Here is a 12,520-nt window from a genome sequence, read left to right as displayed (position 1 = left end):
GCCTCCCCGTAGGATCGTGGCGTGAGCGCACTCCCCCGCCCGGCGCGCACCGCGGGCCGCATCTTCGCGTGGACCGTCGCTGGTCTGCTGCTGCTGGCGGTCGTGATCGCCGTGTGGGTGGGCGTGCGCGGGGCCCTCGCCTACCAGCATCTGCAGCGGATACAGACCGGAGCAGCGCAGAGCACCGCGGCGCTGGCCGCCGACCCGTCATCCGCCGCGCCGACGCTGGCCCGGCTGGCCGCCGACGCGTCCGAGGCGCACCAGCTCACCTCCGACCCCGTCTGGGCGCTCGCCAGCCACACACCGTGGATCGGCCCGCAGCTGGCGGCGTTCGGGACGGTCGCCACGGCATCCGACGAACTCCTTCGGGAGAGTCTGCTGCCCCTCGCCACAGCCGCTCAGAACGTGTCGATCGACGGCCTGCGCCCCGTCGGCGGACGCCTCGACACGAGTGTCCTCGCGGGTCTCGTGACACCCGCCCAGGAGGCCGCGACGCGCGCAGCCGACGCCGCCGTCGCCGTGCAGGACATCGACCGCACCCCGCTGATCGGCGTCGTCGGCACGGCCGTCGACCGTGCCGACGATCTCTTCTCGACCGTGTCGACCGCCGTGGACACCCTGTCGCGCACGTCGCGGCTGCTGCCCGACATGCTCGGTAGGAACGGACCGCGGACCTACCTCGTGCTCGTCCAGAACAACGCCGAGTGGCGTTCGCTGGGCGGCATCGCCGGAACGGCGGTGCTGTTGAAGACCGATGGCGGAAGACTCACGCTGCTCGGGACTGAATCGGCGACGGCACTGTCGCGAAACATCCGTACTCCGGTGGTCGCGCTTCCCGATGAACTCGTGAAGATCTACGACACCAAGCCGGCGCGGTACTTCCACAACCTCACGCAGATTCCGGACTTCACGGTCGACGGCCCCCTCGCGCGAGACATGTACCGGTTCGCGACAGGCACCGACGTCGACGGCGTGCTCGCCATCGACCCCGTCGTGCTGTCGTACCTGCTGCAGAGCACCGGCCCGGTCGCGCTCCCGAGCGGCGACGCCCTCAGCGCCGACAACGCGATCCCGCTGCTGCTCAACGAGGTGTACCTGCGGTACGCCAAGCCCGCCGATCAGGACGCGTTCTTCGCCGGTGCGGCCGGCGCGGTCTTCCAGGCCCTCGCCGACGGGCGGGGCTCGGCATCCGGCCTCATCTCCGCCCTCACCCGGGCCGGCGAAGAGCATCGCCTGCTCGCGTGGAGCGCGCACGCCGACGAGCAGGCGATCATCGACGGCACCGTCGTGGCCGGTCAGCTTCCGGTCACCGACGCGCACACGGCACGGTTCGGCGTCTTTCTGAACGACGGCACCGGGTCGAAGATGAGCTACTACATCGACCCCGACGTCTCTCTCGCCTGGGCGTCGTGCCGGCCAGGCGGGCAGAGCGCGCCCCGCCAGCTCACCCTGCAGCTCACCCTGACCAGCCGCGCGCCCGCCGACGCCGCAACGGCGCTGCCGGAGTACATCACCGGCGGCGGCGTCTACGGCACGGCGCCGGGCGCCGCCGAGGTCGTCGGCAACATCTACCTGCCGCAAGGCTTCGAGCTCGTCTGGGCGACGGCCACGAACGGCGCCGGCTTCGCGGGCGGCGTGCACGAGGGACGCCGGGTGCTCACCTTCGGCATCGACCTCACCCCGGGAGCATCCACGGGCGTGACGGTCACCGTCCGGGCGAACACCGCCGCCGGCGATGCCCAGGCCGTCGTCACGCCGACGGCGGATGCCGCGCGCGCTCCCGTCGTCGTGGCCACCTGCGGCGCAGGGTAGACTCCCTGCATCGCACGCTCGGCCGGTTCGTCCCCGGTCTGGTGCACACCGCAGGGAGAAGCTCCATGACCCGCTCGCGCCGCCGTACCGCCGACCGTCTGGCGCGCGCCGCGGGGGCGGCCCTGGTGGGAGTCGTTCTCGCGCTCGCCCCGAACGCGGCCCACGCCTCCACGATCTACCCGCCGGTCGACTCGTGCACGACCTCTCCGGCCAGCATCACCGCCGGCGGCACCCTGTCGTTCTCCTGCGCAGAGCGCACGTTCGGCGCCGATGAGCCGGTCACCATCACCGTCACCGGGCAAGACGGCGCGAACACGTCGTTCGCCATGGTGCACCTCGGCATCAGCACGGGCAGCACCACACGCACCTCCGACGCGAACGGCGCCCTCGGTGATGTCCGCATCGTCCTGCCCGCGACCGCGAGCGGCGTCTACAACATCGCTGCGATCTCGCGCAGCTCGGCCGGCGGTACCGCCAGCGCGTCGATCACCGGCGCCGACGGCCTTCCGCGCACCGGCGGCGACAGCGGTCAGCTCGTCGGCGTCTGGGTAGGCGGCGGAGCGCTCGTCCTCGCCGGCGCGGTCGTGCTCGTCGCCCTCGCCGTTCGCCGTCGTCGCGACCGCAACGACCTCTGAACGGCCGCCCGCGCTCCCCGCACCGGTACAGTTCAGACGTGTCCTCCTCCCCCCGCAGGCGCATCCTGTCCCCTCGACGCGTGCCGAGACGCGGAATCGTCATCGCCGTCATCGTCCTCGCCGCCGTGATCGTGGTGGGCGCGATCGCCGCGGTGGGGATCGCCGTCACCCAGGGGGTGCATGCCATGCTCGCCCAGCCGCCCGCCGTCGGAACGACCGTCATCGCGCCGCAGCAGTCGAAGGCACGGATCGCGCTCGAGAACCTGCCGATGGATGACGATGCCACCGCCGGCACGACCTACCTCGCCGGGCAGCCCACCGCCTACTGGCTGACCCCTGAGCAGGATCCCATCGGAACCGTCGGCGGAACGGTTCTGGACCTCATCGCCCAGGCCCGCGATCAGAATCGCGCCACGGCGATGGTCGTCTACGGCCTGCCCGACCGCGATTGCGGCAATCACTCCGCCGGCGGCCTGTCGCCCGCCGACTACCCCCGCTGGGTCGCGGAGATCGGGAAGGCGCTGAAGACGGCGCCCGACGAGCAGAAGATCATCATCCTCGAACCCGACAGCATCGCCCTGACCAGCGAGTGCGGGGATGTCGCGACGCGTGCCGGCTTCCTCTCGGGCGCGGTCGACGCCCTCTCGTCGACGGCGACGTGGATCTACATCGACGGTGGACACAGCGCCTGGCACAGCCCCGACGAGATGGCCCAGCTCATTCGCCAGATGGGCATCATCGACCGGGTGCGCGGGGTGGCCACCAACGTCTCCAACTACCAGTCGACGTACGACGAGTTCGCCTACGCGCACGCCCTCTCGGACCGGCTGGGGGGCACCCACGCCATCATCGACACCTCCCGCAACGGCGTCGCGACCGCCGGGGCGACCTGGTGCAACCCCGCCGGGCAGCGCGTCGGCGATGCCACCGGGACCTTCGGCGACGACGTCGTGGACACCAACCTCTGGATCAAGCCTCCGGGCGAGAGCGACGGCGTCTGCAACGGCGGTCCGGCGGCCGGGTTGTGGTGGCCCGCCGCGGCCGCGGAACTCACCAGCGGCGTGCGCTGACGCCGCCTCGATCCCGCCGCGACGGGGCGTGGCTAGACTGTGGCTCAGCACCGTGCTCCACACCCCCCTACTGGAGAGTCCCGGGACCATGACCGATCCTTCGTTACCGATGAAAACCGCCGTGATCATCGAGGATGATCCCGACATCCGTCACCTCATCGTCGAGGTGCTCGAAGCCGCGGGCTTCTCGACGGTGTCGGTCGGCAACGGCATCGACGGCGTGCGGGCGGTGCTCTCCTACCAGCCTCTCGTCACCACTCTCGACGTGAACATGCCCGGCATCGACGGATTCGAGGCAGCGCGGCGCATCCGCGCGCAGAGCGACACGTTCATCATCATGATCACCGGCCTCGAGGAAGAGGCCGACGTCGTCGTCGGGCTCGGCTCCGGCGCCGACGACTACATCGTGAAGCCGTTCCGCCCGCGCGAGCTGCGCGCTCGCATCGACTCGCTCCTGCGCCGCCCGCGCGCCACGGCCGGCGGCGCGCCGCAGGTGGCCGCGCCGCGCCAGGAGGTCGGCGGCCCGTCCTTCCCCGGAGCGCGTCCGGGCGCGCCGCGCGTGCCCGACTACGGGATGCCGCAGGCTCCCGCCGCCGGGTACGGGTATCCGACGCAGGCCCCCGGCTGGCCGACACCGGTCGAGGCCCAGCCCGCCGGCTGGCCTCCCGCCGCGCCGGCCGACCCGCCCTACAGCTTCGACGGCGTGCAGCCCTCCGCAGCGCCTGCGCAGCCGCAGGAGCAGACAGCCCCGGCATCCGCCGCACCCGTTCCGTCCGCGGCGGCACCCGCCGCACCGGCGCAGCCGATCGTCGTGCCCTCGAGCGTCGGACCCCAGTCGCCCGGCAGCGCCCTCGCCACGGCGGGGGCCGCCGGTGAGGTGGTCGCCTACACCGGGCCCGGCTGGGTCGCGCACCGCGATCTCACCGTGAACCCGGAGCAGCGCGTTGCCGCGATCGCCGGTCAGGAGCTGGTGCTCACTCGCACCGAGTTCGATCTGCTGGCGACCCTCATGGAGTCCAAACGGCGGGTGCGCAGCAAGGCCGATCTGACCCTCGTGTTGCGCGGGGAGTCGTACGTGACGAGCTACTTCGTGGGCGAGGCCGACAAGCGCGCGATCGAGGCACACATGACCAACCTCCGCCGAAAGCTCGGCGACAACCCCGCCAACCCGCGGTACATCGAGACCGTGCGCGGCGTGGGCTACCGGCTGACGGCAGAGCACGCCGCCTGAGCGTCGCCGACGGGCACCGCGGGTCTTCGCCGCGGGGCGTCAGACCTTGAAGCCCTGGTGGCGACGGAACAGCCGGAACGACATGAGCACGGTCTGGATGACCGTGACCACCCCGACGATGGGCCAGCCCACCCAGAGGATCGCCGACTGCGCCACCGGGTCGAGCATGTTCCAGATCACCGCGACCGCGATCGCGACGATGGCGAGCATGATGAACGGCACCCAGTGGCCGATGCTGCCGCCGCCGCGTTCGGCCTTGGCCTGCATCGCCCAGTTGTCGACCTTCTTGCGCGACAGGAACCGCGTCCACGACCGCAGGAAGTGGCTGATGCGCACCCACATGAAGATCTCCGCGGGGAACATCAGGCCGGCGAAGAGGAGATCGCGACTGTTGCAGGTCTCCATCGCGCGTGCGACCCGCAGGTTCAGCATCATCGCGACCACCGGCGGGATGAGCCACCACGGTGAGAAGACGAACGCGTTGATCGAGAGCGAGGCGATCAGCAGGGTGAGGAAGGCGACGCGCACGAAGAGGTTGGTGAGCATCGAGAAGTTCTCGAACCACCGCAGGCGCAGGTTCGGGTGGAACGGCTGCCCCTTGGTGTCGCCGCGCTGACCCGGCCACATGAGCTCGATCGCGCCGTAGGTCCACTTCACCTGCTGGGCGTCGTAACCCTTGAGCGTGGTCATTCCGCCCACGTCGGCGCGGGCGAAGGGGCTGATCTTGGTGAGGTAGCCGGCGCTCTTGATCTGCAGCGACAGCAGCGAGTCCTCGACCTCGCTGTCCTTGACCCAGGGCGAGTTCTGGTGGTTCGCCTTCATGACATCGCGCAGCGCCGTCGTCGAGAAGATCGAGAACTGCCCGCCCAGCACCGCCATGTTGCGCCCGCGCAAGAGGTTCTGCAGGTTGAAGGCCGCGAACTGGGTGCGCTGGCCGGCGATGAGGAACTTCGCGATGACGCCCTTGATCGGGCGGTCATCGATCGAGTAGATCGCAGAGATCCCGCCGATGCGGGAGTCGCCGACGGCTTCGCCCTCGAGGAACTCGACGGCCCGGCGGTCGGCGATCGTGTCACCGTCCACACCGAGCAGGTAGTCGTACCCCTCGACCAGTGCGTAGCCGTAGTTGAGCGCTCCGACCTTCTTGTCGGGGTTCTTGCCGATGTCGTGGACGAACACCTCGGTGAACTGCTCGCCCAGCTCGGTGGTGATCTCGTGCGGACCGCTGAACTCCGACGCGATCTTGACCGTCGCGTCGGACGTGTTGTTGACGACGACGTGGATCACGTCGGGCACCCGGCTCTGCCCGAGCAGCGAGCGCAGCACGTCGGCGATCGACTCCTCCTCGTTGTACGCAGGCACGACACACCCGATGGTCGAGCGGTGCACGGTCGTGTGCTCGAGCACCGAGGAGAAGTCGTCGAGCTCGGGGATGGCGAGCTCCGCGGGGTGGAAGGACTCCTGCGGCACGGGGAACCCGTACGGCTGCGCCGGCGGTGCCGGCGGCGCCCCGAAGGGGGCCGCACGGAACTGCGGTTCGGCGGCCTGCCGGCCGGTGTCGAAGGGCGTGCTCACGGTATACCTCGTGTCGGTGTGGACAACAGACTATTGAGTGGGGGCGGTCGGGGAGAAGATGGCGATCGGAAGAACCTGATAAACGGTCTGCTGCTGGAAGCTCGTATCCGTGTTGGCCGTGCCCTCCACCCACACCTGCAGGGCGAACTGGAGGGTGATCCCGTAGGTGTCGCCCGGCAGCTGGTGGATCGTCGTCGTCGGCACGAGCAGCCCGCCCTGGAAGGTGTTCAGCAGGAGGCCGCGGTCGGAGCGCATCGTGTCGGACGGCACCAGGGTGCGCGGGTCAGCCGAGAACTGGAACGGCGACATCATCTGCTGCTGACCGATCGTGGACTGCGACACCTGCGAGGTGATGCTGACCATCGACAGGTACACACGTCGCTTCTGCGTGAGCACCGCCTTCTCATCGACGCGGTGATCGACCACGTTGACCGCGAAACCGAAGGTCTTGTCGTTGTCGGGTGCCCACTCCTGAGTGCGCTTCGGATCGGCGGCCCAGACGTCCAGGCGCACCTCGAGCCCGTCGGCGACGTCGGTGGACAGCGACACCGAGCCGTCGTAGGTGAACTTCGAGTCGTAGGGCATGCTGACGGCCTGGGTGACCGCCGGGCGCGGGGCAGGCGTGGACACCGCGTTCTGCTGCAGACCGTTGAAGGCGCTGGCGATCTGGGTGCAGCCGGTCAGGGACGTCAGCACCACGAGGCCCGCGGCGGCGGCGCCGAGGGCGCGGAGGCGGGGAGGACGCGAGGGGGCGGGAAGCATGATCCACACGCTATCTATGGACCACCGGCGGGACGTGCGAATCAGGGAAACCTCGACACGGTCTTTACCCGATCTTGAGGAAGGCGCGTTCAGCCGCCGTTCTGGGCGGCGATCGCGATCGTCAGCGTGTCACTCGCGGTCTGCTTGGCGAATTCGGTCGAGGTGGGCGTCGTCTGCACCAGGAAGTCATACTCGAACTGCACCGTGACGTAGGTGGCCTCGGCAGGGACGGCTCCGACATTGAAGGTGTTGGAGTAGCTGTAGGGCGACAGCACCAGGTATCCGGGAGAGACCGTGGCCTGATCCACCTGGGCATCCAGCGGTGCGAACGTCTGCGACGCGTTCGCGGGGATCGCGGTCATCGTGGCGCGCTGGAGATAGACCTTCTGCCCGTCATTGGGCGTGATCGTCGTCACCATCGACAGACTGATCGGCTTGATCGCCGCCGGCGTCCAGCGGTCCATCCGCAACGTCGACCAGTAGTTCACTGCTGCCGAGACCGCGCCCGCCGTGAGCGTGCGCTGGGTCGATCCGCCCGACAGATCGTTGGAGACCGGCGTCGGAACCGGGACGGCGGTCGTGGGAGCGGGCGCGGGTGTCGTCACCTGCGCGGCCCATGGCGCGGGCCCGCAACCGACCAGCGGGATCACGACGACCAGCGCGGCGAGCGCGGCGCTGAGAGCACGGCGGCGGCTCCCGGGGCGTTCCATCCGGCAGGTCTCCTTCACGTCGCGAAACATTTACATATCGGAAACCGCAAGAGTTTGCAATCCGGCAGACCCCTAGGGAATACTCGGGAGAGCATCAGCACCACCATACCGCTTCACTCTCCATCCCCCCATCTGCATCAAGACCGGATATACGGAACGAGCGGATCATCAGGTACCCCCAGACCGGATTCGAAAGCAGGCACTCATGAAGCACCGTTTCACCAAGGTCGCGGCCTCCGTCGCGATCGCCGCAGGGTTGGTTTTCGCCGCCCCGGCAATGGCACAGGCTTACACCCCGACCGGCCCCGACACCGTCACCGTGACGGTCACGGCGCCCGGTCCCGTCCCCGTGACCGGCTTCCAGCCGGGCGCGAGCGTGACCTTCACGCTCGTGGGCGAAGGCGTCACCGGCGCCAACCTCGCCACGGTCAAGTTCGCGGTCAGCTCCACGACGGTCACCAAGACCGCCGACTCGTCGGGCGTCGCCACGGCGACGATCGTCGGCACCCCGCCGGCGGGCTCCTCGTGGACGCTCTCCGCGACCGGCGCTCGCGCCTCGTCCGAGGCCGGCGGCGGCAGCGGCACCCTGCCCTCGACGGGTGGCGACAGCGAGTCGCTGCTCGGCATCTGGGTCGGCGGTGGCGCTCTCGTCCTCGCCGGTGCGACCGTCGCCGTGGCCGCCACGGTGCGTCGCAACCGCCAGGAGACCAACGCCTGACGCACGCCAGAACGACAACGAGAGAGCCTTCCCGGTCACGGCCGGGAAGGCTCTCTCGTTGTGCGCAGGCTGCGCGGCGTCAGCGCACCACCGCGGTCACCGCGGGAAGATGCGACAGCACCTCCTGGCTGATCGAGCCGAGCAGGAAGCGGGCGAGGGCCCCGCGACCGTGCGTACCCACGACGACGAGGCGAGCGGTCAGACCCCGCGAGGCGATCGCTCGCGAGGGGTAGCCGCGCTCGACGACGCGCTCGACGACCAGATCCGGGAAGTCGACGGCGAGCCCGGCGAGGGCCACCGACTGCATCTCCTCCGTGGCGGCCTGCATGTTCGACAGGTACATCTCGGGGTAGACGGCCAGTCCGTTGCGGGGCGCCTCGATGGGAGTCCAGACACTGACCGCGGTGAGCGGCTCGCCCAGGCGGTCGGCCTCGCGCGCCGCGAAACGCAGCGCATGCTCGGACACCGGCGACCCGTCGACGCCGACGACGACCCCGCGCCGACCGACGAGCGCCGTGTCGGGCACCACCACGACCGGGCAGGCGGCCCCGGCGACGATACGGATGCCGTGGGCGCCGCGCGCCGGTCCATCGCCCGGTCCGCGGTAATCGCTGCCCAGCACGAGGAGTGAGGCGTTGACGCTGGCGTCGATGAGGCGGGACACGGGGTTGCCGGTCTCCACCCGGGTCATCACCGTGATGCCGGCATCCCGCACCGGCGCCGCCAGGCGCTCCAGCACGGTCTCGGTGTCGGCGACGGCCTGCGCGATCAGCTCCGCCTCGCCGACGGCGCCGAGCGCTCCCCCGATCACCGACATCAGCTCGATGCCCTGCGTGCCGGGCGGAGCGGCCTGCGCCCGCTGCAGCGCCCATCGCACCGCACGTTCGGAGACGGGTGCCCCCGTCACAGCCACGACGATCTTCTCGACCATGATTCATCCCTCCGTTGGGATCGGTGCCTCCACGCTACGCCGCGGCACCGCACGGCCACAGAATCGTGGGCCGTGACAAAGAGGGTCAGGGGGTGCGCGGGGCCAGGGCGCGCGGCTCGGCAGTGATCAGAATGGGCAGGTGGTCGCTGCGCCCCTGCGGCAGCGTCGTGATCGTCGCGATGTCGAACCCCACGCTCGTCGCGAAGTCGTAGTGGCCGCGGAAGAACTTGTAGCGCGTATACGTGCGGGCATCGCTCAGGGTGAGCTCATATCCGGACTCACGCACGTGCTGGCCGAGGTTCTCTTTGAACACCGGATAGTTGTAGTCGCCGACCATGAGGATCGGCAGGTCGGGGCCGAGGCTGGAGAGCTCTTCCAGCGCGGCCTGGATCTGCTTGCGCCGCAGCGAGTTGAGCGCGGTCAGCGGGGCGGCGTGGAAGCTCGCGACGATCACCTCGCGGCCGAGGTCGATGTCGTGCAGGCGCACCGCCAGCATGCGCTCCTCCGCGGGCTTGAGCACACGGTCGTGCAGCGACTTCTTCAGCGCGAGCGCGCGCACCTCGCGCGCATCGAAGATGCTTCGCCGGTAGTACAGCGCAAGTCCCAGCCGGTTGCGTGCCGTCGCCTCGGCCAGGTGCAGATCGCCGATCTGCGACGGCAGGTCGCTGGAGACCGCCTCCTGCAGGCAGAGGACGTCGGCCCCCGTGCTCTCGACCAGCTCGCCGAGCTCGCCGATCGCCTTGTGCTTGTTGAGGTTGTACGAGATGACCTTCATCCCCCGCCTTCCGTCGCTCTCAGCCTAAGCGGCGGTCCTAGGAATCTGCTCCGTCTTGACAACGGGACCCGGCCGGCTCAGTCAGCGTCGAGGCTGCGGCGTGCGCGCGTCTGCGCGGCGCGGGAACCCAGCAGGTCATCGGCGGGGTAGCCGACCTCGGTGAGGGTGAGACCGCGGGCCGCGAGCACCTTCACGTCGCTCGTGCGCACCCCGCCGTCGCGGATCGCGGCGACGTCGGCGATCTTCAGCCGCCCTTCGCCGACCGCCGCGCAGGCACCGACGAGGGCGCGCACCATGCTGTGGCAGAACGCGTCGGCTTTCACGCGCGCGATCAGGATGCCGTGATCGTCTCGACCCCAGCCGAACTCCAGCAGGGTGCGGATCGTGGTCGCCCCCTCCCGCCATTTGCAATACGCCGCGAAATCGTGCAGACCGATGAGCGACCGTGCCGCGGCATCCATCGCGTCCACGTCCAGCGCGGCCTTCACGCTGGTCGTGCGCACGCGCTCGAGGGGGTCGTAGCCGGCGATGCGATCGGCGATGCGATACTCGTAGCGTCGCCAGACGGCCGAGAACCGCGCATCGAAACCGTCCGGTGCGACGGCGGTGCGGTGCACCACGACGTCGGGATAGGCACCGAGCACGCCGTTGATGCGGGCAGCCAGCGCCTCGGCGGTGCCGGCGCGGCTGGACGACAGCCGCTGCTGCTGCCGATCGGTGAGATCGAGGTGGGCGACCTGCCCGGCCGCGTGCACCCCGGCGTCGGTTCGACCCGCCACGACCAGCTGCGGATCGCCGCCGAGCACGCGGGCCAGTGCTGTCTCGAGCGTGCCCTGAACGGTGCGCAGACCCGGTTGACGGGCCCACCCGCGGAAGTCCGTGCCGTCGTAGGCGAGATCGAGGCGCAGCCGCACGCCTCCCGCGGAGTCGGAAACGACCTCGCCTGTCGTCACAGAGCGCCTTGGGACGGCGTCCCGGCCGGCACAGGAGTCATCGTCACGACCTCGGCGGGCCCGGTCACCAGGCCGGTGACGGCGGCTTGCAGGGCCTTCACGGCGTCGCCCTGCGCGTGCGCGGCGAGGGCGGTGGGCTCCGCCCATTTCTCGATCATCACGACCGTCCCGTCGGAGGCGGCGTGGATGGCATAGAGCAGACACCCCTCCTCGGCGTGGACGGCGGGCATGGCGGCACTGAGCGCCTCGATGAGTGCCGGGCGCTGGCCCTCGACGGGCTGAAAGACGGCGGTGACGACAACAGTCATGACAGGAGACCTTTCTTGTGGGTGGGACGCGCGCACCCGGCTCAGCCGAGACGCTCGTCCACGTCGGCACGGGTCGGCGGGTTCGCACCGGCCCGCGAGACGGTGATGCCGGCGGTGACGGCGGCACGGCGCAGCGCCGCGGCGAACGAGGCGGCGTCCTCGAAGATCGCAGGATCGTCCAGCGCGCTGGAGATGAGGCTCGCCATGTACGCGTCGCCGGCACCGATCGTGTCGACGACCGTGACAGCCAGCGCATCGACGGCGCTCACACCACCGGGTCCCAGCCCGACGGCGCCCTCGCCGCCTCGGGTCATGACGATCACGCGTGGCCCGTAGGCGGCGACCTGGTGCAGCACGGCGTCGGCGTCCAACCCCGGGTACAGCCACGCGGCGTCCTCGTCGCTCAGCTTGACCAGATCGGCCGATGCCGCGGCCTGGGCGAAGCGTGCGAGCGCGACCTCGTGCGCGCCGACGAGCGCCGGGCGGATGTTCGGGTCGAGCGTCACCAGCGCCGCACCCGTGTCGGCGGCGCGACGCAGAACCTCCAGCACGGCGCTGCCGCCCGGCTCCAGGAAGAGCGCGATCGAACCGGTGTGGACGACACGGGTTCCGTCCAGGGATGCCGCGGGAACCGCCCAGTCGATCGCGAACTCGTACTCGGCGGAACCGTCCGGACGCAGTCGTGCGCGGGCGGTGGAGGTCGCGGCATCCGTCCATGACTCCTCGTCGACGACGGCGCCGGATTCGGCGATCTGGGCGGCGATCCGCGCGCCGCGCTCGTCGCGCCCCAGTCGGGTCAGCAGACGCACCGCGTGTCCCTGCCGGGCAAGGCCCACGGCGACGTTGGCAGGGCTGCCACCGACGAGCTCGCGGTCGCCCTCGGCGCTCTCGACGATGTCGATGAGCGCCTCACCGATGACCAGCACATCCGTATCCATACGACCAGTCTGGCGCACCGCACGCGGCGCGCGCGTCATCAGCAGTCGGTGTAGACGACGCCCGACGTTCAGGGAGGGTACGTACACTGGAAGATCCGCTCG

The 12,520-nt window shown here is 70.2% G+C and carries 13 protein-coding genes; 5 read left to right on the top strand and 8 right to left on the bottom strand.

Annotated elements, in window-relative coordinates; translation table 11 throughout:
• Positions 1–21 precede the first annotated feature (21 nt).
• The 4 genes from CEP17_RS12280 (at position 22) to CEP17_RS12265 (ending at position 4,748) form a co-directional block, all read left to right on the top strand.
• Complete coding sequence (locus CEP17_RS12280) at positions 22–1,812, top strand: DUF4012 domain-containing protein (RefSeq protein ID WP_112932426.1); 1,791 nt, start codon at positions 22–24, stop codon at positions 1,810–1,812.
• Between the two features lie 65 nt (positions 1,813–1,877).
• Positions 1,878–2,447, top strand: coding sequence for a cell wall protein (locus CEP17_RS12275; RefSeq protein ID WP_204359829.1), 570 nt, complete (start codon positions 1,878–1,880; stop codon positions 2,445–2,447).
• Positions 2,448–2,485: 38 nt separating this feature from the next.
• Positions 2,486–3,517 carry a glycoside hydrolase family 6 protein gene (locus CEP17_RS12270; RefSeq protein ID WP_112932425.1) on the top strand — a complete coding sequence of 344 codons (1,032 nt, stop codon included), beginning with the start codon at positions 2,486–2,488 and terminating at the stop codon, positions 3,515–3,517.
• Between the two features lie 88 nt (positions 3,518–3,605).
• Positions 3,606–4,748 (top strand): response regulator transcription factor, encoded by a 1,143-nt coding sequence (locus CEP17_RS12265; protein WP_112932424.1) that lies wholly within the window; start codon positions 3,606–3,608, stop codon positions 4,746–4,748.
• Positions 4,749–4,787: 39 nt separating this feature from the next.
• Here the strand turns inward: CEP17_RS12265 and CEP17_RS12260 are convergent, their stop codons facing one another.
• The 3 genes from CEP17_RS12260 to CEP17_RS12250 form a co-directional block, all read right to left on the bottom strand.
• Positions 4,788–6,323, bottom strand: a complete 1,536-nt coding sequence (locus tag CEP17_RS12260; RefSeq protein ID WP_036318668.1) for a glycosyltransferase family 2 protein — start codon at positions 6,321–6,323, stop codon at positions 4,788–4,790.
• Between the two features lie 30 nt (positions 6,324–6,353).
• A complete protein-coding gene (locus tag CEP17_RS12255) occupies positions 6,354–7,085 on the bottom strand; it encodes a fructose 1,6-bisphosphatase (RefSeq protein WP_112932423.1) in 732 nt (243 codons plus the stop codon).
• A gap of 89 nt (positions 7,086–7,174) precedes the next feature.
• A complete protein-coding gene (locus CEP17_RS12250) occupies positions 7,175–7,795 on the bottom strand; it encodes a hypothetical protein (protein WP_112932422.1) in 621 nt (206 codons plus the stop codon).
• Between the two features lie 205 nt (positions 7,796–8,000).
• Here CEP17_RS12250 and CEP17_RS12245 point away from each other — a divergent pair, with 205 nt between their 5' ends.
• Positions 8,001–8,513: an LPXTG cell wall anchor domain-containing protein gene (locus CEP17_RS12245; RefSeq protein ID WP_112932421.1), complete on the top strand. Its 513-nt coding sequence runs from the start codon at positions 8,001–8,003 to the stop codon at positions 8,511–8,513.
• 79 nt (positions 8,514–8,592) lie between these two features.
• On the opposite strand, the gene CEP17_RS12240 is transcribed toward CEP17_RS12245, so the two are convergent.
• From CEP17_RS12240 to CEP17_RS12220, 5 genes are all read right to left on the bottom strand, one after another.
• Entirely contained in the window at positions 8,593–9,444 is an 852-nt protein-coding gene (locus tag CEP17_RS12240; RefSeq protein ID WP_036320345.1) for a universal stress protein, read from the bottom strand.
• Between the two features lie 85 nt (positions 9,445–9,529).
• Positions 9,530–10,219, bottom strand: coding sequence for an endonuclease/exonuclease/phosphatase family protein (locus CEP17_RS12235; RefSeq protein ID WP_036320341.1), 690 nt, complete (start codon positions 10,217–10,219; stop codon positions 9,530–9,532).
• Positions 10,220–10,296: 77 nt separating this feature from the next.
• Positions 10,297–11,133: a tRNA pseudouridine(38-40) synthase TruA gene (gene truA, locus CEP17_RS12230; protein ID WP_036320338.1), complete on the bottom strand. Its 837-nt coding sequence runs from the start codon at positions 11,131–11,133 to the stop codon at positions 10,297–10,299.
• A gap of 35 nt (positions 11,134–11,168) precedes the next feature.
• Complete coding sequence (locus CEP17_RS12225; RefSeq protein WP_112932420.1) at positions 11,169–11,480, bottom strand: putative quinol monooxygenase; 312 nt, start codon at positions 11,478–11,480, stop codon at positions 11,169–11,171.
• 41 nt (positions 11,481–11,521) lie between these two features.
• On the bottom strand, positions 11,522–12,418 hold the full coding sequence (locus tag CEP17_RS12220; protein WP_112932419.1) for a carbohydrate kinase: 897 nt from the start codon (positions 12,416–12,418) through the stop codon (positions 11,522–11,524).
• Positions 12,419–12,520: the final 102 nt, after the last annotated feature.

It is taken from the genome of Microbacterium sp. PM5 (assembly GCF_003293595.1).
GTDB lineage: Bacteria > Actinomycetota > Actinomycetes > Actinomycetales > Microbacteriaceae > Microbacterium.
This window is presented reverse-complemented; position numbering and strand designations above follow the sequence as displayed.

Coding starts and splice junctions, on each gene's coding strand:
- CEP17_RS12275 (WP_204359829.1), top strand. CDS start 1,878: ATGACCCGCTCGCGCCGCCGTACCGCCGACCGTCTGGCGCGCGCCGCG.
- CEP17_RS12265 (WP_112932424.1), top strand. CDS start 3,606: ATGACCGATCCTTCGTTACCGATGAAAACCGCCGTGATCATCGAGGAT.
- CEP17_RS12255 (WP_112932423.1), bottom strand. CDS start 7,085: ATGCTTCCCGCCCCCTCGCGTCCTCCCCGCCTCCGCGCCCTCGGCGCC.
- CEP17_RS12250 (WP_112932422.1), bottom strand. CDS start 7,795: ATGGAACGCCCCGGGAGCCGCCGCCGTGCTCTCAGCGCCGCGCTCGCC.
- CEP17_RS12245 (WP_112932421.1), top strand. CDS start 8,001: ATGAAGCACCGTTTCACCAAGGTCGCGGCCTCCGTCGCGATCGCCGCA.
- CEP17_RS12240 (WP_036320345.1), bottom strand. CDS start 9,444: ATGGTCGAGAAGATCGTCGTGGCTGTGACGGGGGCACCCGTCTCCGAA.
- CEP17_RS12235 (WP_036320341.1), bottom strand. CDS start 10,219: ATGAAGGTCATCTCGTACAACCTCAACAAGCACAAGGCGATCGGCGAG.
- CEP17_RS12225 (WP_112932420.1), bottom strand. CDS start 11,480: ATGACTGTTGTCGTCACCGCCGTCTTTCAGCCCGTCGAGGGCCAGCGC.
- CEP17_RS12220 (WP_112932419.1), bottom strand. CDS start 12,418: ATGGATACGGATGTGCTGGTCATCGGTGAGGCGCTCATCGACATCGTC.